Annotated in this window: 9 protein-coding genes and 5 pseudogenes; 6 read left to right on the top strand and 8 right to left on the bottom strand. The window is 43.1% G+C overall.

Annotated features, from left to right (window positions below):
* Positions 1–3: 3 nt before the first annotated feature.
* From BN3912_RS10495 to BN3912_RS12545, 7 genes and pseudogenes are all read right to left on the bottom strand, one after another.
* Positions 4–1,023 (bottom strand): annotated as a pseudogene (locus BN3912_RS10495) (restriction endonuclease subunit M).
* 220 nt (positions 1,024–1,243) lie between these two features.
* Positions 1,244–1,423 (bottom strand): annotated as a pseudogene (locus BN3912_RS12020) (site-specific integrase); the annotation flags it as partial.
* A gap of 347 nt (positions 1,424–1,770) precedes the next feature.
* A complete protein-coding gene (locus tag BN3912_RS10490) occupies positions 1,771–2,649 on the bottom strand; it encodes an IS4 family transposase (RefSeq protein ID WP_023984046.1) in 879 nt (292 codons plus the stop codon).
* 369 nt (positions 2,650–3,018) lie between these two features.
* Positions 3,019–3,193: pseudogene (locus BN3912_RS12670) on the bottom strand (PorT family protein); the annotation flags it as partial.
* A gap of 429 nt (positions 3,194–3,622) precedes the next feature.
* Positions 3,623–4,888 (bottom strand): conjugal transfer protein MobB, encoded by a 1,266-nt coding sequence (mobB, locus tag BN3912_RS10485; RefSeq protein WP_023984060.1) that lies wholly within the window; start codon positions 4,886–4,888, stop codon positions 3,623–3,625.
* Complete coding sequence (gene mobA / locus BN3912_RS10480) at positions 4,873–5,292, bottom strand: conjugal transfer protein MobA (RefSeq protein ID WP_023984061.1); 420 nt, start codon at positions 5,290–5,292, stop codon at positions 4,873–4,875. The genes mobB and mobA overlap by 16 nt, the downstream gene beginning before the upstream one ends.
* Before the next feature lie 820 nt (positions 5,293–6,112).
* Positions 6,113–6,435, bottom strand: a pseudogene (locus tag BN3912_RS12545) (toprim domain-containing protein); the annotation flags it as partial.
* 8 nt (positions 6,436–6,443) lie between these two features.
* Between BN3912_RS12545 and BN3912_RS12665 the strand changes: the two are divergent.
* Positions 6,444–6,718 (top strand): annotated as a pseudogene (locus BN3912_RS12665) (IS982 family transposase); the annotation flags it as partial.
* Between the two features lie 64 nt (positions 6,719–6,782).
* Here the strand turns inward: BN3912_RS12665 and BN3912_RS10470 are convergent.
* The gene (locus BN3912_RS10470; protein WP_230204691.1) at positions 6,783–10,829 is read right to left on the bottom strand and encodes a hybrid sensor histidine kinase/response regulator transcription factor; all 4,047 of its coding nucleotides are present in this window, start codon (positions 10,827–10,829) and stop codon (positions 6,783–6,785) included.
* Positions 10,830–11,015: 186 nt separating this feature from the next.
* On the opposite strand from BN3912_RS10470, the gene BN3912_RS10465 reads away from it, so the two are divergent.
* From BN3912_RS10465 to BN3912_RS10445, 5 genes are read left to right on the top strand one after another with little or no spacing between them, the layout of a single operon-like run.
* The gene (locus BN3912_RS10465; protein WP_023984065.1) at positions 11,016–13,715 is read left to right on the top strand and encodes an alpha-L-rhamnosidase; all 2,700 of its coding nucleotides are present in this window, start codon (positions 11,016–11,018) and stop codon (positions 13,713–13,715) included.
* Positions 13,712–15,559 (top strand): hypothetical protein, encoded by a 1,848-nt coding sequence (locus BN3912_RS10460; RefSeq protein ID WP_023984066.1) that lies wholly within the window; start codon positions 13,712–13,714, stop codon positions 15,557–15,559. The genes BN3912_RS10465 and BN3912_RS10460 overlap by 4 nt, the downstream gene beginning before the upstream one ends.
* Before the next feature lie 20 nt (positions 15,560–15,579).
* Positions 15,580–18,624 (top strand): SusC/RagA family TonB-linked outer membrane protein, encoded by a 3,045-nt coding sequence (locus tag BN3912_RS10455; protein WP_023984067.1) that lies wholly within the window; start codon positions 15,580–15,582, stop codon positions 18,622–18,624.
* Between the two features lie 21 nt (positions 18,625–18,645).
* Positions 18,646–20,430: a RagB/SusD family nutrient uptake outer membrane protein gene (locus tag BN3912_RS10450; RefSeq protein ID WP_023984068.1), complete on the top strand. Its 1,785-nt coding sequence runs from the start codon at positions 18,646–18,648 to the stop codon at positions 20,428–20,430.
* Positions 20,431–20,471: 41 nt separating this feature from the next.
* Complete coding sequence (locus BN3912_RS10445; RefSeq protein ID WP_023984069.1) at positions 20,472–22,091, top strand: DUF4998 domain-containing protein; 1,620 nt, start codon at positions 20,472–20,474, stop codon at positions 22,089–22,091.
* Positions 22,092–22,144: the final 53 nt, after the last annotated feature.

Raw genomic sequence — 22,144 nt, 5'->3', positions numbered from 1 at the left:
GCACTATTTTATGAGGTCAATAAATCGAATTCGTTTTCCCTTTTTGCCTGTTTCCTTGTTGGTAGCGTACCAATCTTTGATTAGGCAATAGATACCGTTGTGCTTGCGGATGTCATCTTTCTGACAGCTTTCGCACTGGCTGACCACTTCCGTTATTCCGAACAGGTCGGCTACCAATTCCCTGCGTTTACCGCAACAGCTCGGTACGACACCTTTCAGTCCGTCCTTCTGCCATACGTTCTACGCAATAATGTAAGCGATGTAATTGATGGATTTTAACAATGGCTGCTTGCCGAACTTTTGTTGATAGTATTCTATAAAGGATATAAGCATTGATTCACGGGCAATCAAACTGATTGTCATCTTGCCATTCGTAATCGTAAATGCTTTTGTATGCTTCCTGCGCCCATTCCAGCCATTCCCCGGAAGTGGTAGTATTCTCACACTGACTACACGTAGCTTGCGGTCAAGCAAACCAATGCGTTGTTCTATGGGGATAGCCTCTCCCGTAGTGGTATCATATCGGCTTACGATATAAGGAGCTTCGCCGCAGGTTATCTCCAACCGGGTATCACTTACATAATCTTTCCAGCTTTTATCTTCCGGAAATACGATATTGCCTACCATATGTTTCCAGCGATGGCATCCTTGTTCGTCTGTGTTTTCCTCGGTGAATACATCCCTTTGCCCGAACCATGCTTCATCTATCAGATTGTTCTGCGCATTGCATATCCATGACAGAGTGAACACCTCCGCCATGTCACGGGAACGGGAGGATTGGGTGTCTCGGCTTTTGAGGACACGGGGCATAATGACGTGTCCGTTGTCCCCGGTGATAAGATGTGGAAGGATAGGCGACCCGTATAGATACCCGTCGCCGAGATACTCATAATCGGAAGTTACCCAAAAGATATTGTGTTGAACATCCTCCTTGCTCGTGGTATGGTCTTTGAGCAGGATGCCCAACAGTCCCGGCGAAAGCCAGAAGATATTATCCTCCATTATATTAACTTCAACAGGCATTTTGTATCGGGTTAAAAGGAGTATCTCTCAGTAAAAGAGCCTGTGAAGTTGATTTTCAATGTATTGAATGGAACTTTGCTAAACGAAATGGCTATTTATCGATGATATTTAGTATTTTATCACCTGATAAACAGCCGAATTTTCACAAAAATGCGTACTTTGCGTTATATACCGTATCTCTTACGGAGAGAGTATTAGTTTTGCCAAGCAATCTCCTGCCTTACATCAAATCCTTTAATATCTGTGTATTCGCTCTGTCCACGACAGAATTGTCCAACGAAGCCAGATGGATTTGTGTTGTCATTTCGGAATCATGCCCCATCCCCTCGCTGATAACGGATATTGGAATGTTCTTGCTCTTGGCTATGCTAGCCCACGAATGGCGTGCCACATACAAGGATTAAAGGAATAGAGAGATGCCTATTCATTAGTGTCCCATTAAAATTGGGACGAGTTAAAATATTAATCAATCAATCCCGGAAAGAGGGGATAATCGAGTTCTTTGACATCGTTGAATTTTGTCTTATCGAAGAGATCAGTTAAGCGAGTTTTGTCCGTTAGTGATATGCTTAGGATTTGCAAGACTTCATAGGTAGAGCGTTCCAAATTCATATCATGATGGATGATAGCCACAAGACAATAGGTTATAATGGCGACAGCAATCTGGATGCGGACGGCATTCTCCGTAGTGCCCCAAAACTTCTTGACCTTGAGATACTATTTTAGCCATTTGAAGAAGAGTTCGACCTACCATCTTTTCTTGTAAAGTTCTGCAACTTCAAGAGCTGTAAGCTGCTTGGCATTGGTGGGAAAAGTGAACTCACGCTCTTCCTCCTCATCATAGTATCTTACAAGTCTAAATGACTCTGGATACTTCTTATCAGACAGACAGCCTGTAAGTTTCACCTCGGCATCGGTCAGCACGTTCTTTGGCGTGCGTCTCTTACATTTGACTATCTTGTATTTCAAGTTAGTCTTGGCTCTGACTACACAGAAAGAACCTGTTAGATGTATCCCGTAGAGTTCCTTGAAAGAGTCATAAGCCCTGTCGAATATGTAGTAAGCATTTGGCTCATAAGGAATTGAAGACATTGCCGTAGAATCGTGCTTTGATGCAGTGGTTACCGTGTAGAAGGCTGGCACCTGAGCCTCAATGTCATATAAGACATGAGCTTTGACACCGCCTTTCTTCTTTCTGAATCTTGCCCACAGAAACGTAGAGAGACATAGAGGAATGGTCGTTGAATCAAATGCATATTTCTTTCCTGGAATATCCAGGAGATTAGTTGCACGTTTCTCACAAGCCTCCTTCATCATGTAGAAGGAGAAATCCTCGAAGACCCTGTAGTCACGCTTCTGGTTGGCAGATGACAATGTGATTTTGACAATCGGTTTACTTCCTATGCCAAGAAACTTACACTTGGAATGGTGAGCTTCCAGGGCCACCACGACATCTCTCAGACTTTCGCGATTTGAAAGTTGTCCAAACATCATTACAAGCAGTTGGTTCCAACACGAGAAATGCTTCACGTACTTGTTTCCATCATATTTGCGAGCAAGATAGTTGAAGTGGTTTCTGTCTAAATGATTTACGAGTTGAGAGAAAACATATTTACCTTGATTCATTACAGCCTGTTGAATTAGGCTGCAAAGCTACAAATTCAAAACCGTTGACTCTCAAAAGAGCCCACAAAAAACTATAATTCAACAATTTCAAAGACCGATTAGTCCACTTTAACGGGACAGTAATGAATTATATTCAGGAAATACTTTAATTACAAAATCTTTCATCCTCTTGTTATTCCAAACAATATACTCCCAATCTGGAAAATTATCCCGCCATGTCTTAGCGAGAGAATTAAAATAATCTGGAAGTGGACCATCTGCTCCTGACCAAACCTGATGAATAATTTTAGGAATCTCAATTTTAATCGCTCACTTTACAATACAATGCAATTACTTATTATATATTATATACAAGAACTTGGTCAGAAGTTATCTGATATTAATCATATAACCCACCGTCAGTTCAATCTGCTGATTGTGGTTATCGTGTTCCACCCAATTAATAGGTGTTGGTTTCTGTCTTGATACTGTTAGTCAGACTGTAATGGTAGCGCAAGTCGAGCGTCATACCGAAAGGGAAGTCATAACCGATACCGTCATCCAATCGGACACGGCATTGAATGCGCTTTTCTGAGCACTTAGTGAAAGGCTGGAGATGACGAAAAGAACAAGCAAATTAATTTTTTGTGCCCATAACAATCTTTTTTTTATTGATGCTTTAAGGGATTGAACTTCCTCATTCTTCTGTAAAAGAAAGAATTCTTTGCATAGAAATAATCTTTTTACGGAAAAATATTTTGTAAATAGAAATATTTTACATAGATAGACATTAGCTAAAACAGACAGAAATGCTCTGAATCTTTGCAAAACGTCATAAAGAGAGAGATTAGATAGGAGTATAATCTGCTGATAATCTTAGAATGCTTTTTCTAAAAATGCAGAGGTCTCATCTATTTATGAGCGAGAAAGCAGTGCAAACACAAGTAAAGCGGCGAGAAATCATTTTTCTCGCCGCTTTACTTGTGTGTTATTCTCAACTTGGTATGTTATACCTCATATCGTCCGCCCTTTGTCTTTGCATTTCTTGCGCCGTTTCATCTTCCTGATAAAATCTTCCTCTTCGGCGTTTACTGTCGGAGCGGAAGGATTGAAAAACAAGACTGAAAGAGGAGAGTTCGTCATTGTCGGATATAATGGGATGCTCCGGCACGGTTTCTTCGGGATGAAGGGTAAAAGGCATCGGTCTTTCATCAGCGTAGGGCAATGTGAAGTGCTCCTGCAGGGCATTGGCAGAGATTTCCTTGCCCATACGCGAGCCATTGAGCACACAACCCGTGCGGTGGTCGATGAAGGTGGCTCCGTAGATACGTCCCTCGCCGGTAAGGCGTAATACAGTATCGATACCCTTTTCTTTGAGCAGATTTACGAATTTGGCCCTGTGATAAATCTCTCCAAGTGCTTGGAGCACAGCCCGCTTGGTGTGTTCGGTGAACTTCCCCTCACTAATCTGCTTCTTCGATAAAGAAAAACGTTTCTCGATGGCGGCATAGCCTGTGGACTTGCCGAAGAGCGACGCCTTGAAAGGATTGCCCACCTTGTTGCCTTTGTCGTCCGTTGCCGAGTAAACCAGCCCGTGATACTCCCGCTCTCCCACCTTTCCCCGTGTCTCTTCCACGTGGATGTTGTAGAACGAAAGCAGGGCACGATATTCACCCATCGACTGAAAGCGGTAACGGGTGGTAGCGGAAAGAAGTACGCTTGCGATTTGTTTCTTAACATCACCTTTACCAATGTCAACCTTGTGTGCAGCCTCATGTATCTTGTCCCGTTTACGTTCGGCAGGAAGTAATTGGTATTTCTCTTCGAGCATCCGGGTGATACGCTTACTACGATGAAAGTTGAAAGCGTTATCGAGACACTTACCATCGGTATCTACACGCAGGGAAACGATGTGCAGGTGATGGCGGTCGATGTCCTCGTGTTTGAATACCATATAAGGCTGACTGCCATAACCCATTTCTTCCATATACTCACGGGCGATGTTTTCCATCTCGGTGTCCGTGAGTCGGTCGTCGGGATGCGGATTGAGCGAAACGTATAATACGGGCTTTTCTGTCCGGATTCCTTTGGGCAAGAGTCTGTCGAAATCCTTGAAAGTTCGTGCAAGGTCGATCTTTCCCGTGCAGGCATCGAACACTCCGTTCACGGCAAGGAGTTTTCCTTCACCCGCATTTACCTTCTGCGCGTTGTAGGCAAGTACGCCGTAGAGCGAACTGCCAATACTTATTTTTGCGACCATTGCTGCTCGAACGTTTGGGTAAGACGGATGATTTGCTGCGTGATGAGCACCAATTCCTGCGTGCATTTCTCCAATTTATAGAGCAATGCCATTGCCTTTTTCTCGGAAAAGTGTACACGTAGTTCCTTGACAACTTGGTTGTAGTTATTGCCCACGGCACGGTATTGCGCGTGAAAAGACGAGAGCTTGGTGTAATAATCAAGCAATGTCCTGTCTGTTTTTATCACACGGAAAGGCTGCGAAAAGAACTGTTGTTTGATAAAAACGGAACGTGCAGTTGCACCGGACTCGTCAAACATTGCAAGGAAACGGACATGTTCTTCTGCATTAAAACGGACGGTGTAGCGGTACACCGCCGGATCTTTCTTGGGATTTCTCCCCATTTTCTTTTTGTTTTCTGTCATTTTAATATGGATTTAGTGATGATGCGACTTAGACTGCCGTCGTATGTTCTTTACCGTCAGGTATTCTTCTTGGGCTTCCGACTTCGGAGGTAAAGCCCGCCCCTGCCAAGGGCAAGGCTTTTCAGGGATGCTCGAATCGTTTCGAGCGGCTGAAAAGATACCTTGCTGTGTCTTTGAGGACACAAACATCCGCCTTCGGACGGATGAGGGAGTTACCTTCAGAAGCCGTCAGGGAGAACACCGACCGACAGAGCTCGTCGCTCGGGTGCAAAATTAGGCAGAATATCCCCTCGAAAACCAGCTGGAACCACGCCACTCACTGCCGCAACGACGCCACAAGCTGCCACGTGGCAGGAAAACGATACAGGTACCTACATTTTATTGTTTATTTGCACCGACAAACCAAAAGACGTCAGACAATCTGCCGGTTGGTCGGTTGAGAGAGACTCATGCTCCAACAATCGTTGGTTGGTTGCAACCAACACAAGGTTGTCCGTTTCTCGGTCCCTATCTCCGCAAGAAGAGTAACTCAAAGGCTTTTGGGGTACTCCCGAAAGATGCTCTCTCCGAGCAAAGGAGAGGAGGATTTTCTCCGAAGTCGAAAATCTTTTTGGAAGCAGTTTTGCTTTATAAAGGGAGTATCTGCATGACAGCCGAGTCGCAAAATTAGGCTTAAGTTCCAAAAACACTTTATGCAAAACCGAAGATAACAATGAGTTCAAGATGAAACTTTCCAAGGTAATAGCCGTGGAAAGTTATTAGTCGTAGTGTTCTTATGTAAAATAAACTTCCTGTTAAATACGCCTGTTTGGGATAAGAAGTTGGAAACGGAATTAAGAACGAGCTTATCTGAATCGATGATACCAAGTTGCATAGTGGAGAGATAATCCATAAATTCCTCGAAAATGGCATACGCATTCGGGTCATTACATTTTAGGGAAATGTTCTTCGATAGTATGTTGCCTTTGAAGAAACGGTTACGCAGTTTTAATCCTCCGTCCATATTGTGGAAACCGATGACATAGTATCACTTGCCCCGTATGCGGTATCGAACCTCCTCGTAATTGGGTATGGCAATGCCAGCAAGACTACCCCGCTTTTCAGATAACCCAGCAGTCTGCCGTTCAGTAAAGGACACACCCAATCACCCCCCCACGGATGAAGGCTATAAGCATCCGAGAAGCCGCAAAGGATAAGATATCCAAGAACGAAATTATGGTCATCTTACTATTCTATCATTTCGCCTCTTTCCGCAATTTCAAGCACTACTATCTCTTTTTCATCAAAGAGCACTTGGCAAGCTATTTCCCCTAATTTTTGTCCTACACGCGCTCTATCGGACTCATGTTCCACATTTTCTTCGATTTGATGGCTTCATGCGTATTCAGGCTTTGGCAAGTATACGAGAAGCAGCTTCGTGAATAGCATGAGGAGACTGGGTTGTATTTCTCCTATGTAGTAATTTATTTTATACCTATGCTTTGTGGTATCTATAAAGAGGACATTGAAATGTGGGGTGTTTGGTTTGCACGATAGTTTTTGGGCGACATGTCGAATTGCTTCTTGAATGTTTTTGAGAAGTAGGAATAGGAGCTGAAGCCGGTTCGGTCGGAGATTTCTGCGAGTGAGAGTGTGGAGGAAGCGAGCAGCTCTGCCGCGCGCTTGAGGCGATAAGTCCGCAGAAAGTCGTTGGGGGCGATGTTGACCAAGGCTTTTAAGCGACGATAAAATACCGAGCGTGAATAGCCTAATCGGGCTGCAATGTCGTCGATGTCGAGGTCGGGATTGGCGAGTTCGGCTTCAAGCAGCGTGTTAAGTTTGTTCATGAAGATGTAATCGGCAGAGAGGAAAGGCTGGTCGGAGGGTGCCTGTTCGCTCATGCCGGGCGTGGTGAAGTAGTGGCGGAGGCGCTCTTTGTGCTTGAGGAGATTCTTAATGGTGAGTAGAAGCTCGTTGGTGCCGAAGGGTTTACAGATGTAGGCATCGGCTCCGCGGTCGAGACCTTCGATGCGGTCAGCCGTTACAGTCTTGGCAGTGAGCATCACGACGGGGATTTGGCAGTAGTCGATGTCGTCTTTGATGGCAGAACAAAGTTCGTAGCCCGACATGCCGGGCATGATAACATCGGTGAGTACGAGGTCGGGCGTGTGTCGCTTTACGGCTTCCCATGCCCTTTTTCCGTCGGGAGCTTTGATGACGGAGTAGTTTTGTGAGAGGGTGTCGGCAATGAAGTCCAGCAGTTCGACGTTGTCTTCGGCGACCAGCAAGGTGTAAGTCTTGCCCTTGGGCGTGTCTTGTTGCGGTTGTTCGGCTGCTTCATTCCGCAGGGGGGATGTGACGAAAAGGCTCTCGGTCACTTCCTGCTTCTCTTTGTCGGTGTAGATGTCGTCAAGGGGCAGCACGAACGAGAAGCTCATTCCTCCTCCCTGCACGGCTGTGGCTTTGATGTGTCCCTTGTGTGTATTGACCAATGTTTTGGTGTAATGCAGCCCTATGCCGTTGCCGCTGTAATCGGGTTTGTACCCTGATGTCATTTCTATTTGTTGGTAACGCACAAAGAGGTCTTTAATTTTGTTTTCTAGGATGCCCTCTCCGTGGTCGGTTACGTTGATTTCAAGGTAGTCTGTCACGCTTTCATTATCGGAAATTCCGTATGTTGTAGCAGCTTGTGCGGCGTCGAGATGTTGTGTTGACAGGCTGATGCTTTTTCCGCTTGGGGTGTGTTTAATGGCGTTAGAGAGCAGGTTGTAGAGTATTTTCTCAATTTTGTCAAGGTCTGTCCACATGGTTTGTTCAGGCGCATGGGGGCTGAAACTCATTTCGATGCCTTTGCGTTCTGCGATATAGAGAAACGACTCGTGGATGTCGCGTAGCCGGTTGATGATATCCGTGTGCTGTACGTGCAGGCGCAGGGTGCTGTTCTCAATCTTGCTGAAGTCCATGATTTGGTTCACCAACTGCCACATTCGTTTGGTGTTTCGGGCGATGGTGTTGAGGAGATGTGTGCTCTTTGCATCACTTTGGGAGGAGATGATTTTCTCCAACGGTGCCGAGATGAGGGTGAGCGGGGTGCGTAGTTCGTGGGATATGTTGGTGAAGAAGGTCATCTTCATGAGCGCTATCTCTTGCTCTCTTTTCCTTTCATTGTGCTCTATCTCAGTGAGTTGTTTGTTGAGTCGCAATCGGATGAGAAATCTGATGATGAAGATGCTGAGCCCGATGGTGCATAAGATGTAGAACAACCAAGCCTGCCATGTGAGCCATGAGGCTGGTTTTATGATGATTTGGAGTCTTGCGGGGCGGCTGCTTTCCACGCCATCGCCGTTGATAGCGCTGACGCAGAAGGTGTAACTGCCGGGAGGAAGGTTGGAGTAGGCTGCGCGACGAAATGTTCCGACATAGTTCCATTGTTTTTCAAAACCTTCCAGTTTATATTTATAAGTGAGCTTTTGGGGCGAAAGAAAATCGATGCCTGCATAGTCAATGGATATGGTTGTTTGCCGGTGGTTGAGCGTTATCTCTTTGGTCAGGAGGATATTCTTTTGGAGTGGAGAGCCTTTTTCTCCCGGTCGAGCACTCTTGTTGAATATTTTCAAGTCTTCAATGTTGACCGTCGGGGCATAGGTATCGGGCTTGATGTCTGACGGATTGAAGAATGTGATGCCATGGTTGCCTCCAAAGAATATCTTTCCATCATATCCTTTGCAGCCCGCTTTTTCATGATACTGGTCGCCCAAGGTACCATCTGCCTTGTAGAAGTTCTTGATTCTTGGCTGTTGGCGGGCGAATGATATTATGGCTATTCCGTGTGAGGTGCTCAGCCATATATTCCCATCCAGGTCTTCCTTAAAACATAAGGTGTTGTTGTTTGGAAGTCCTGTAGCAACGAAGAACGGGATATATGTCCTGTCTTTGTAACAAAGTGCGCCGTTTCCGTAGGTTCCGAGCCATATTCTGTTTTGCATGTCTTCGAAAATCGTCACACAGTTTGTTGCTATCGGCATGAAACGGTGGGGGAATTTCACGGGAAAAGCAGCCGTTGTGTTCGGCTTTATGCGGAAGATGCCATTGCCGAAAGCAGAGAAAAGGATGTCGCCCGTGTGTAATACGCGGATGTCGGGGATGTTTGCGGTATATATTTTTTGCAGTGTTGCCGACCCGTTGTGCTCTGTCAGTTTGTACAATCCGTTCCAAGAGCCTATCCAGATATTGCCTTGTTTGTCTTCTTTTACCACCCTCACATTCTCTATATCAAATTGCTTCTTGACTTGAATGCTTCCTTCTTTGGTGATGTTTCCTTTCAACAGTTTGTGTTCAAAGGATAACCATATTCGTTTTTGGGAATCAATATAAATGTCTTCGAGAAACCCTTTTTCCGGAAGTTGGGTGACCTTTTTGATACCTTTCTGCGCATTATACCAATATAATCCCTTATAGCGGGTGGATATCCACAGGTTTTTATCGGTATCTTCGAGGATGCGTGTTACGAATATTCCTTTGAAATAATTGCTAAGTGTTTGATTTGTGTTGAAATTACTCCCATCTTTCTTATTTACGATGAACCCTTTATCGTAAGAACCAATCCACACATTCCCTTGCTTATCGCTATAGCATGTGTGCAATTGGGGGGAGAGTAGCGGATTGAAACGAAGAGGTGTGTTTTGTTGTAGGCTATGTGATACGATATCATAGCAGAAAAAGCCTTCTGTGGCAGTCCCGATCAGGAGTTTCAGTGGTTCAATTTCTTTTATAAAGGTAATCTGTGTTTTATTGAGCAGCTCGTTTTCTGCCGATGAAATGATCGGGGACTTGACGGCTTGAGTGATTGGATCGAAAATCACGATGCCATGGTCTGTGCCCAACCACCACTTGTTTTGCGGGTCAGCATAGATGCATGTCACTTTTCGGTTCCCCGGCAAAGTAAAATACTTCCATTCATTGTTGTTCTTTCTAACAGCCAACCCTTGGTCTCCATTCAACCCCATCCAAAGTCGTTGTGATTTGTCTTCCCAAAGTAGATTTACCGCTTCTGTTTTATTGGGGAAAACGATCTTGTGCGCTTCCTTGTTTATATATCCTGCGCCGGAAGGCGTTGCAAGCCAGACTTTCCTGTCAGAAGTCTCGAACATAGAATAAACAGGTGCTGGTCTTGTTGCGGTATATCTTTCAAAACACTGTTTCTCGTAGTTGAACCTGTTGAGTCCGGCAGAGGTGCCTACCCACAAATTGTGTGAGGAGTCGATTAATAAGGAGAAAACGAAATCATTTAATAATGAAGTACTGTCTGATGCTTGATGTGAAAAATGCAAATAATCATACCCGTTATAACGATCCAACCCTCCTAATGTCGCAATCCACATGTAGCCAAAAGCGTCTTGAGCAAAATCGTTGATGTCAAGAAAAGAAATGTCTTGCGAGACGATAGGCTCATAGCTGGACTGTTTTGTATCCGGTTTATATTCGTGTGTAGAACATCCCCATAGCACGAAAAAGACAACTAATATAGTTGTATAATAATGTATTTTCATGTACCTCATAGACGTTAGTAGAAATTATGCCGTTAAATTAGACTTATTTTTTGACATAACAGCATCTTTTTGACCGAAAGGTACAAAAACATCGTGATAAGATTAGATTTTACAAAAATAAGATTAGATTTTACAAGAAACAAGTATTGTACATTCGTATCTTTGTGATGGTTTAATACTAAAATAAGGAGCATCATGAGTTTACAAAAAGGAGTAAGAACTTTTTTAATATTACTATTTGTCGGCATTGTCTCTTTGCCTGTGGTGGGGAAGCAAAAAAATCCAACATTTCGTGTTCTTGGTTTACAATCCGAATATCAAGTTAATCCGATTGGAATAGATGTTTCTCCACGATTGAGTTGGCGCGTGCAATCGAATGAAATAGGATTTATGCAAGCAGCTTATCAGGTAATTGTAGCTTCTTCATTGGATAAGTTGAGTGCAGACAGTGCCGATGTTTGGAATAGTGGGAAAACAGTTTCTTCGCAATCTTTGGGCATATCTATATATAATAAGGTGTTGCAAAGTCGGCAACGATACTATTGGAAAGTGCGAGTATGGAAAAATGCTCGCGAAGTTTCTGATTGGTCGGCTCCCGCTTTTTTTGAAATGGGATTACTATCTTCTGATGATTGGAAATCAGGATGGATAGGTTATGTGCCAGGTATGCCGGGTAGAGTCCTTTATTTCAAAGGGACTTTCGTTCCTCGAGCGGCTATCAAGCAGGCACGAGCTTATGTATCGGGATTAGGTTTTTATGAACTTTATATCAATCGTAAGAAAGTTGGTAATCATGTTTTAGACCCTGCTCAAAGTACATACAGCAAGCGGGTTTATTATGTTACTTATGATGTGAGCCGCTATTTTAATAATAAGGCAAACAGCATCGTAGTGCCGGTTGCTCCCGGATGGCTTGGTACTTCTCGTTTACGAATGCAGATAGAGGTGACTTATCAGGATAACACAACGGAAATCTTGAATTCGGATCGCTTCCGTTCCGTAATAGGCGGTCCGATAATTTCTTCTACTGTATTTGATGGAGAAAACTATGATGCTCGCTTGGACACGGAGAAATTATATGCTCCGGGCATACCTTCCGGTCTGATGAACGACGAATGGGCATGGGCTCATAATACGGATGACCCTACAGGGAAGATGGTCGCACAGAAAATTGAGCCGATAAGAGTAGTAGAAGAAGTTGTGCCCATGCTCAAGCAAGAGATACGTCCGGGTGTATATGTGTTTGATGCCGGACGCAATCTTGCGGGGTGGGTCGCATTGAAAGTAAATGGAAAAGCAGGAGACAAGATATCAATACGTTATGCCGAAACATTGTATAAGGATGGTACTGTGAACCAAGAAAATCTGAGAAACGCAAAGTCGACCGATACTTACATATTAAAAGGTGGTAGTGTGGAGACTTGGGAACCTGCGTTTACTTATCATGGGTTCAGGTATTTCCAAATAGAAGGATTGCCGGGAAGACCGAAAAAGGGTGATTTTACCGTGAAAGTTGTACGTACCGATGTTGCTAAGACGGGTACCTTTGAGTGCAGCAATCCATTGTTGAATGATATCCATAAGATGGTTGTCAATACGGAAGCGAGCAATCTTCACAGCGTGCCAACCGATTGTCCGCAGCGTGACGAGCGTATGGGGTGGTTGAATGATTTGACTGTCAGGATAGAACAGGCTATTTATAATTTCAACCTGTCTCGTTTCTACCCCAAGTTTATTGATGATATACAAGATACTCAAGATAAAAACGGGACCATTACCTGTGTTGCTCCTTTCCGTTTCGGTATGCGACCTGCCGATCCTGTTTCGGCAAGTTACCTGCTGTTGGCGCAGAAGTGTTATGAGTTTTATGGGGATAAGCAAATTGTAGCTGACCACTTTGACGGGATGAAAGCATGGGTGGATTACTTGTATTCTCGGACTAAAGATGGAATTGTGGATTACAGTTATTATGGAGATTGGTGCCCTCCACGTGCATTCCTTGTTGACCCAAATGGCTCTGGGGTTTCGAGAGATACACAGGGGAGAATGATCTCTACCGGATATTTGTATTTATGTTCTAAAATCCTATCTGAAATGGCAATGGTTTTGGACAAGCAAGAAGATGCGGCTCGGTATGCACGTATGGCTAAAGAAACTGCACAAGCTTTCAACCATCACTATTGGAATGAAGAAGTGGGAGGTTATGCTTCCAACAATCAGGCGTCCAATTCGTTTGCCCTGTATTTAGGGCTCGTAGATGAAAACCATATACAGCACGTTGTGGAGAATCTTGTGGAAGATGTGAAAAAGCACGGCTATCATCTTACGACCGGAAACCTCTGTACAAAATATTTGTTGGAGATGTTGACGGAATACGGATATGTGGATGTGGCATACAAGATTGCATCACAAACGACTTATCCAAGTTGGGGTTTTATGTTGAAAAATGGTGCCACTACGTTATGGGAACGCTGGGAGTTTTTAACCGGTGATGCCATGAATTCTCACAATCACCCCATGATGGGCTCTGTTGGTTCTTGGTTTTATAAGTATTTATTGGGTATCGTCCCTATGTTTGAACGCCCAGGCTTTGAGGAGTTCTGTATCAAACCTTATATGCCAAAGGAACTTACTTTCGTAAAGGGTAGTTTAGAGACTGTGAAAGGTCTTATTAAGGCATCGTGGCAGAAAGAAGGAAATATGTTAATAATGGATCTAACTATTCCTGAAAACACGAAAGCTAAAGTATATTTGCCTGCCAAGGATGAAAAGATGATAACAGAGGGGACGCGGACTGTTTCCCATGTGAAAGAGATAACATGTTTGCAAAAAGAAGGAGAGCATGTTGTGTTGTTAGTTCCTTCAGGAAGTTATCACTTTAAGTGTAGACTATGAAAAAGAAAGAATTTATGCAAATTGCGTCGGCAATGTTTTTGCTGATTTGTTGCAGTATATCTTTATACGCTTACGGCGACCATAATTCTATCTCAATAAAAGATGGGATGGAAGAGGGACTTCCGGCAGGTAATGTTGGAAAGAATAACTTTCATGTGGTGGGCGTTGATCAATTTGGCAGAAGTTTCGGAACGATTTCCGGATACAAAAAAGACAGACAGGTTGGTCTGTTCTATTGGCCTTGGATAGGGCAGCCATTTGCAACCGGTATATATGATGCAACAAAAATATTGGCAAAACCTGATGGACTAAAAGTTTTAACGACGGTAGAAAATTCGGTTATCAGTCCAAACGGACAAATGCATTATTGGGGAGAACCTATATGGGGATATTATAACTCTGATGACGAATGGGTTATTCGCAAACAAATGCAGATGTTGACAATTGCCGGTATCGACTTCATTTATTTTGATGTAACAAACGCTTTGATTTATTCAAATGTAGTGTTGAAAGTTTGCGCTGTTCTTGACGAAATGTTGAAAGCGGGTTGGAATGCTCCCAAAGTGGTGTTCTATACGCATTCTCATTCTTTTCAAACGGTGAGAGACCTGTATAATACAATTTATCTTCCACATCATTATCCTTCTACATGGTATTATGTCAAAGGCAAACCTATGATAATAGCCTATACAAATCCGGAAGACGATTTAAAAGAGGCTGCCTCAAGAAAAGATACGGGATATCAACCCGGTGTACTGTCTCCAGAAATTCTGTCGTTTTTTCATTTTGTTAAGCCCCAATGGCCTTCTGATAAAGTTTTTCAGGATGGTTTCCCATGGGTGGAATGGCAGTTTCCACAGCCCTATCATTCTGTTTCTAAGGTGATGAATGTGACTGTAGCCAGTCATCCAATGGTTCCAATGTCATTCTCATTGACGCGTCCGAACTGGACTAATTGGGGAAGGGGATGGAATCCTAAAACAAAAAAGAATGAAACCGAGAATGTAGATAAAGGTAGCTTCTTTCAAGCACAATGGGACCATGCGATTGCTTGCGCTCCTCAAATTGTCTCCGTGGGTGGTTGGAACGAGTGGATTGCCTACAAGCAGCTTTATGATGGGGAGTATATGTTATGTGATGCAGCCACTAAAGAATATTCTCGAGACATAGAGCCTATGGTTGGAGGATACGAGGATGCATTTTATCTTCAGCTCATAGCAAATATTCATCGTTATAAAGGTATTATGGATACCCCAGTTGTCTATGCTCCTCAAACTATTACTCAAGGTAATATAGATGCACGTTGGAAGAATGTTGGGTATAAAGTACATAATACGGATCTTGCATTCGTTTCTAGAGATGCTTATGGTGGTGCTCCTACAGTTCGTTATGTGGAGGCAGCTCCTGAGAATAAAATTGTCGAAGTAAAGGTGTCTTATGATAAAGATTACATATACTTTTTATTAAAAGGGAAAGACCGGTTTAGTAAATATAATGATCGGAAAAATTGGTTGAATATTTTAATCGGAATAGGGTCGCCAAAGTCTCAAGGGTGGGAAAGTTATAACTATGTGATAGGTAGGAATATCTACAATAATACTATTTCTATTGAAACGTTGTCTAAGGATTTTAATACTCGTGAAAAGGGGAAGGGTAAATTTATTCAAAAGGCAGATGTTATTCAGATTTCATTACCACAATCTGCTTTAGGGCTTAATAGAGAAAAGATGTTCTATTTCAAGGTGGCTATGGGGGTATCGAAGCCGTCTGATATCATGAACTACTATACAACAGGGTGTGCAATACCCATGGGGCGGTTGAGCTATCTCTATATAATGAAATAAATGTTTAACTTTATAAAAGTATGAAAGCGAAACTAATCAAACTATTTACGATGGTCGCATTACTATTTTCTTATATGCAAGTAATGGGACAAACTGAACAATCCTGGGCTTCGGGTTCGGTTGTTGATAAGCAAAATGAGCCTTTACCCGGAGTAACTGTTAACATAAAAGGAGGTAATCAAGGGGTTGTAACCGACTTAGATGGAAAATATCGGATTAAGATCCCCAATAAAAATGCTATCCTTGTATTCTCTTTTATCGGTTTTCGAACCCAAGAAGTTAGGGTTAATGGGCGGTCAATAGTTAATGTGATATTGCAAGAAACTGTCACTCAATTGAATGAAATGGTTGTTGTGGGGTATGGACAACAGAAGAAAGAAAGCGTTGTTGCTGCTCTGTCTACAATCTCTGCCACTGGTCTGAAACAAACACCGGCATCGAATCTTGGCGTTGCTTTGGCCGGCCGACTACCGGGGTTAACCGTTTTACAGCGTTCCGGTGTTCCCGGTGGAGAAAGCTTAGACTTTTATATTCGTGGGCGCAGCACGATCAACGGGCAGCAGCCTCTTACGATTGTTGATGGTGTGGAGCGTAGCTTTACTGCTCTCGATCCGCATGAAGTGGAAACGATAACTGTCCTAAAAGATGCTTCTGCAACGGCTGTATATGGTGTACGTGGTGCAAATGGTGTTATTATAGTTACGACACGTCGTGGTAAAGTAGACAAACCGGCGATTGATGTAACGATAGAGCAGGCTTGGCAACAGGCTACACGTCTGCCCGAGATGACCTCTGCATACGATTATGCGAGATTAACCAATCAGGTGGATCGGCAGAATGGCAGACTCCCGACCTACAGTGATTACGCTTTGGAACGTTATCGATTGGGAGATAATCACACGTTCTTTCCTGTGAGAAACTTCATAAAAGAGTTTATAAGGCAATATGCGCCAATGCAGAGAGTGAATGTGAATGTCAGTGGTGGAACTGAAAGGATGCGTTATTTTGCGACTGTAGGCTATCTTCATCAAGAAGGTATATTCAAGACAGAAAAATTCAAGGAGTATGACTACGATCCTTCATCAAAAGCTAATCGTGTGAATTTCAGATCAAATTTTGATATTGACTTACATCGGAACTTAAAGATATTCCTCAATATTAGTGGATACATGCAAAAGAAAAACGATCCAGTTGTCGTTCCGAATAATGCAAGTTACCTGAACGATGTTCTTGGCTACTCTATTGTGTTAAGTAATTTGTTGTCTATTCCTAATAACTCACATAACGACCTCACTCCTGATGGAGAAGTTATGACAAGTTATCAAAGAGCCAATGTTCCTTACGGTATGTTGAACAGAACCGGATTTAGAAATACGCAGACAAATCAGGTTACCGCGACCTTGGGTGTAGAGCAGAAGTTAGACTTTATCACCAAAGGACTGTTTGCCAAGGTGGTTACTTCCTATGATTCCTATTCCAGTAATCAGCAGGTTAGGCAAAGAACTTATCAGTCATATCAGGTGCAAGGCGATCCAATGAATCCCGAAAGTGCTACTTATGAGCCGACAGGTTCCTCTACAAACAGCACCTTGTCAGATGCACAGTATCAAAGCTTTAGTAATTTATTCGATATTGATGCCTCTTTGAATTATAATAGAACTTTTGGCAAACACGATGTTACCGGTCTTATATTATTTAATAGGTATCAACGTGTTATTAATATTCAACTACCTTATAATTATATAGGATTGGTTGGAAGAGCTACCTACGGCTACGCTCATAAGTATTTGGCTGAAGTTAATTTCGGATATAATGGCTCAGAGCAATTTGCTCCCGGGCACAAGATGGGCTTCTTTCCCTCTTTTTCCGTAGGTTGGGTTTTGACAGAAGAGCCGTTTATGGACAAATTAAGAAACTATTTGTCTTACATGAAGATACGTGCATCATACGGGCAGGTCGGAAATGATAACATGAATGGTACACGTTTCGCCTTCTTGACTTTATGGAGTGGAAGCTACGAATCACAGATTGGAAATAAAAATTTGGAATGGGAAAAAGCCAATAAGTATAATATAGGTATTGAAACTCGTTTGTTCAAAGACTTTGGATTAGATATAGATCTGTTTTATGAAAGGCGAAACAATATTCTGATACCTGCAACCGGTCTGATTCCGACAGGAGTTTTTGGAACTGGTGGTGTTACAGCCTCCGGCATTATTCCTAAAATAAATGCAGGTGTTATAGACAATAAAGGAATGGAAATCACTGCAACTTACCAAAAGAATCTTGCTAAAGATCTTCGAATAGACTGTAGAGCAAATGCAGCTTTTAACCGAAATAAAATCATCTATATGAGTGAGGTCTTGCTTCCTGAAGACTATGCCAGTCGTTTACGGCGGACAGGCTATCGCTTAGGAGAGCCTTTTGGATACGAAGTCGCCGGTTATTTTAATACGGAGCAAGAAATTCTTGATTGGTATGACCAAACAGCATTAGGACCTAAACCTAAATTGGGAGACTTAAAATATAAGGATAAAAATGGAGACGGCATTGTAAATGACAAAGATATGGTGCCAATAGGTTATCCTGAGATTCCCGAATGGACGTTTGGTGCAGGTCTAAATATCCAATATAAGAATTTTGATTTCAGTATGATGTGGCAGGGAGCAGCCAACAGAAGTTATTATATGACGGGGCAGAATATTACTGAAACTTATAATTTCAATAATTGGCACAAGGAAGCATGGAGCCAAGAGCGTTATGATGCCGGAGAAAAAATAACTTATCCTCGATTAGATCCCGGAAGTTCTATCAATCATCTTCCCTCCAGTTTTTGGTATGTCAATGGAAACTATGTACGATTAAAGAATATGGAGATCGGCTACACGCTTCCTAAAAAAATAGCGAAGAGCATTCGTGCTTCCTCCATACGCTTATATATGAATGGATTAAATCTGTTGACATTCGATTGTTATCCTGTGAAGTATCAAGATCCTGAGCAGAGTAATGAACTTCTTTATCCGGTTTTCAAAACTTATAATGTCGGATTTAATATATCTTTTTAACGTATTTCAAAAACAAAGGTCATGAAAAAAATATCATTTTATTTACTTACATTACTAATTGTTTTGTGTAGTTGTGAGGGAGTTTTGGAAAAGACTCCGGATGGACAAATTACATTAGACAAAGTATTGAGTAACTATAGTCGCAGCAGAGGATTGCTTGATGTGGCTTATGGCGAAATCTATCTTGGTCGAGATTATATTTGTTTTATACATAATACCATAGAATCATTGACGGACAACACCTATTGGGCGGGTACATATAACGCATATGAGTGGCATAATGGCGCGTTGTCGTTAAGCAATCCGGTTATCGATTGGCAGACAAATTCCCCGCGTGACCAGTTGTGGGCTGATTTTTGGCGTGGTATCAGATTGGCTAATAATGCCATAAAGTATTTACCGATGTCGACAGCAATAACAGAGAAGGAAAGGGATACATGGGTAGCTGAAGCCCGCGTGCTGCGTTGCTGGTATTATATGAATTTGTTAGAGTTCTATGGTCCGATGCCTTGGATTGATGAGCCTTTGCAAGATGACTTCAATGGCTGGAATGAATTGAAGCGTCCCACATACGATGAAGTTGCTACGAAAATATCTGATGAGATCATGGACGTTGTTCGTTCCGGAATACTCCCCAACAGACAAACGCCGAGTGAGGCGCGGCATGTGGACAATGGAGTAGCCTACGCTATTCGAGCCAGAGTTCTTCTCAACAATGCGAGTTTATTGAACAACCCCACGCATGATAACGAGAAGTGGAAACGGGCTGCAGATGCAGCGCAAGATGTATTGAATTTGCCCGACTACAGACTTGTTCCGATGAGTGAGTATAAGAAGCTGTTTGTCGGAGCATTTACAACTCCAGTCTCTGAAATAATCTGGAGATCGTGGTTAGACAATTCGCATATCAATGACACCAATGGTGTGGATGTCGGCACTTACACTTGTTCTGACAATAGAATTAAATTGAATCACCTGTGGAGATGTGGAGACAGTCCTACACAGGAGCTTGTTGATTGTTTCGAGATGAAGAACGGTTCGCTGCCTGTAACATACAATGATGATTCGCGGACGAATGTCACAGTAACCCCGGGTGCTGCAGCTCTCGGATACAGTGAGGCTCCCGGTGGAGATCCGTATTCCAATAGAGATGCTCGATTCTATGTTGACATTCTTTATAATATGGCAAACTATGGAATTCCTTATAACTGTACTGAACCTTTTATTGTAGAAACCTACGTCGGAGGGAAAAACGGGTTCAATGAGTTGATTACAGACGCGGCTACAAACTCCTGCACAGGTTATTATAACAGCAAAGATACGCAGATAAAGTACTTTGGCCCGGGTGGAAGTCGAGGGAATGAGCCTACGCATTGGGTATTCTTCCGCTTGGCAGAGTTTTACCTTAACAAAGCTGAAGCACTTTGCGAACTGGGAGATTTGGATGGTGCATTGTCTGCACTCAATGTTATTCGCGAACGTGCATTGCAGCCAAAACTTCAAGAGGTGGAAGGATTCCAAAAGAACTATGATTTCATCATGAAGCGTATTCGTAATGAACGACGCGTTGAGTTCTGTATGGAAGGCTGGCGTTTCCACGACCAACGCCGCTGGAAGATATTGGATAAGACCAATAACTTCGTCACAGGTATGAAAATCACGAAAGATGAAGATAATAAATTCCATTATCAAAGGAAGAAAATCCGTGATTATCAATCAAACACTGATAAGTATTTGGTATTGCCAATTCCCTTGGAAGATGCCAAGAAGATGGAATCTATGAAACAGCCTGAGGCATGGCAATAAATGTGAATCGTATAGGAAAAAAGAACTAATTCTATCAAGATATGAAACGTATAATATATTTTGTCTTATCAACCATTCTTGTTGTTACGACATTCAGTTGTAAGGATGATCAAAATGGTGCTCCGTCTGCGGTCAACTCGCTGAGTGCATTCTCCGGAAACAATCGTGCGCTCTTGGAGTTTGCCACGCCCGGAGATGCTGTCTCGGGGAGAATCTTCTACGGATCCGGCAAGTTTCAGGATTTTACGATTGATAAGTCGGCAGAGCGCCAGCGGATCGTAGTGACACAATTGCCCGAAGGCGAACAAATTATTCGTGTCGTTACCTACAACTCGGCAGGAAACAACTCCGATCCCAAAGGCGTGAAGGTCACCGTTTACGGGAATACCTATTATTCCATGCTGGAGAATAGAACCCTGTTGACGCTCAAGCGCGTATCGTCTTCGTCCATTAGGATTGATTTTGACGAGAAAAAGCGAGAAGACGAATTGGGCGTAAGGGTGCTTTTTGTTAATACTTCAGGCAAAAACGACAGCGTCTTTATAGACCAAAGCCTGAAAACAGTAACGGTGAATGATATCGATTTGACCAAGCCTTACTATTTCTGCACGGTCTACAAACCTACCTCTACATGTATAGACGAGTTTGAAACACCCAAGGTTGATGCAAAAGAGGCTTCAATGAAAATCTTTGCAAAAGAAGATTGGACCATAGCCGGCATGTCGGGCGAGGTGACCAACAAGGAAGGTGCAAAACTTTTCGACGATAAAGTGAATACCGATTGGCAGTCAGAGACGACAACAACACCCCATTGGATTGCAGTTGACATGCAATTGGAGAAAATCTTCAGCGGTTTTAATATTGTACAATCACTGGCCCCCAAAGATCTCAGTTTCGGAAAAGACTTCCGTTTTGAAGTAAGCAACGACAATACCAATTGGGAAACGGTTAAAGAAGGGCGATTAAGAGGCTACAGCTACAAGCAGACCATTCGCTTTGACAAACCTGTAACAGCCCGTTATTATAAAATAACGATACTCAACAGCTATGGCACCGGAGCCACTTCGGCACAGATTGCAGAGATTGATTTGTTTAACGATTTGAATGTCAGCGGAGTCAATGGCGGCGATATGCCTGCGTTGAAGAATGCCCGTGCACCTTACAAAGGCGATGGTTCCGACTTGTTCCCGGGTGCCGGGGCGGGCAGAATGCAAAAGGTAACCGACTGGACACACAGTGACAATGTAAGGATCAGCTTCGATAATACCGAAAATCTGTTCAGTCCATGGTGCGCTCCGGTATGGGGCATTGCCCCTATCAACAACGGAAAGATGTATCAGACCCTCGATCTTCTGCCCGGTTTGTATCTTCTGAACGTCGAAGTAGGGAGCGTGAGCAGCGCTAATTGTGCCGATATGTATGGCGTTGTTGCCGAGGGTACAACCTTACCCGACTATAATGTGGTGGAGACGACACCAGAAACTTTGGGCAGCGATAAACTCTCTGACCATATCGGTACGACACGTTCTATTCGGTTCGCAGTCAAGAAAGCATCGAAAGTGACCTTTGGTACGGTCTTCAACCTGTACAACATGTATGGCGTAAACGGAACACCATGGTCTTACATGACCATTCGTGGCTTTACACTTGCCACACAGTAAATCCGGAAGATACGAACAGTTACAAAACAGATAAAGCTAAGAACTTGAAATAA

Source organism: Prevotella phocaeensis, assembly GCF_900065875.1.
GTDB lineage: Bacteria > Bacteroidota > Bacteroidia > Bacteroidales > Bacteroidaceae > Prevotella > Prevotella phocaeensis.
The sequence above is the reverse complement of the archived record's forward strand: the minus strand, read 5'-3'. Positions and strand labels throughout refer to the sequence as shown.

Bases quoted from the DNA above. Each gene is read 5' to 3' on its own strand.
- BN3912_RS10455 (WP_023984067.1), top strand. From the start codon at position 15,580: ATGAAAGCGAAACTAATCAAACTATTTACGATGGTCGCATTACTATTT.
- BN3912_RS10445 (WP_023984069.1), top strand. From the start codon at position 20,472: ATGAAACGTATAATATATTTTGTCTTATCAACCATTCTTGTTGTTACG.
- mobA (WP_023984061.1), bottom strand. From the start codon at position 5,292: ATGACAGAAAACAAAAAGAAAATGGGGAGAAATCCCAAGAAAGATCCG.
- mobB (WP_023984060.1), bottom strand. From the start codon at position 4,888: ATGGTCGCAAAAATAAGTATTGGCAGTTCGCTCTACGGCGTACTTGCC.
- BN3912_RS10465 (WP_023984065.1), top strand. From the start codon at position 11,016: ATGAGTTTACAAAAAGGAGTAAGAACTTTTTTAATATTACTATTTGTC.
- BN3912_RS10470 (WP_230204691.1), bottom strand. From the start codon at position 10,829: ATGAGGTACATGAAAATACATTATTATACAACTATATTAGTTGTCTTT.
- BN3912_RS10450 (WP_023984068.1), top strand. From the start codon at position 18,646: ATGAAAAAAATATCATTTTATTTACTTACATTACTAATTGTTTTGTGT.
- BN3912_RS10490 (WP_023984046.1), bottom strand. From the start codon at position 2,649: ATGAATCAAGGTAAATATGTTTTCTCTCAACTCGTAAATCATTTAGAC.
- BN3912_RS10460 (WP_023984066.1), top strand. From the start codon at position 13,712: ATGAAAAAGAAAGAATTTATGCAAATTGCGTCGGCAATGTTTTTGCTG.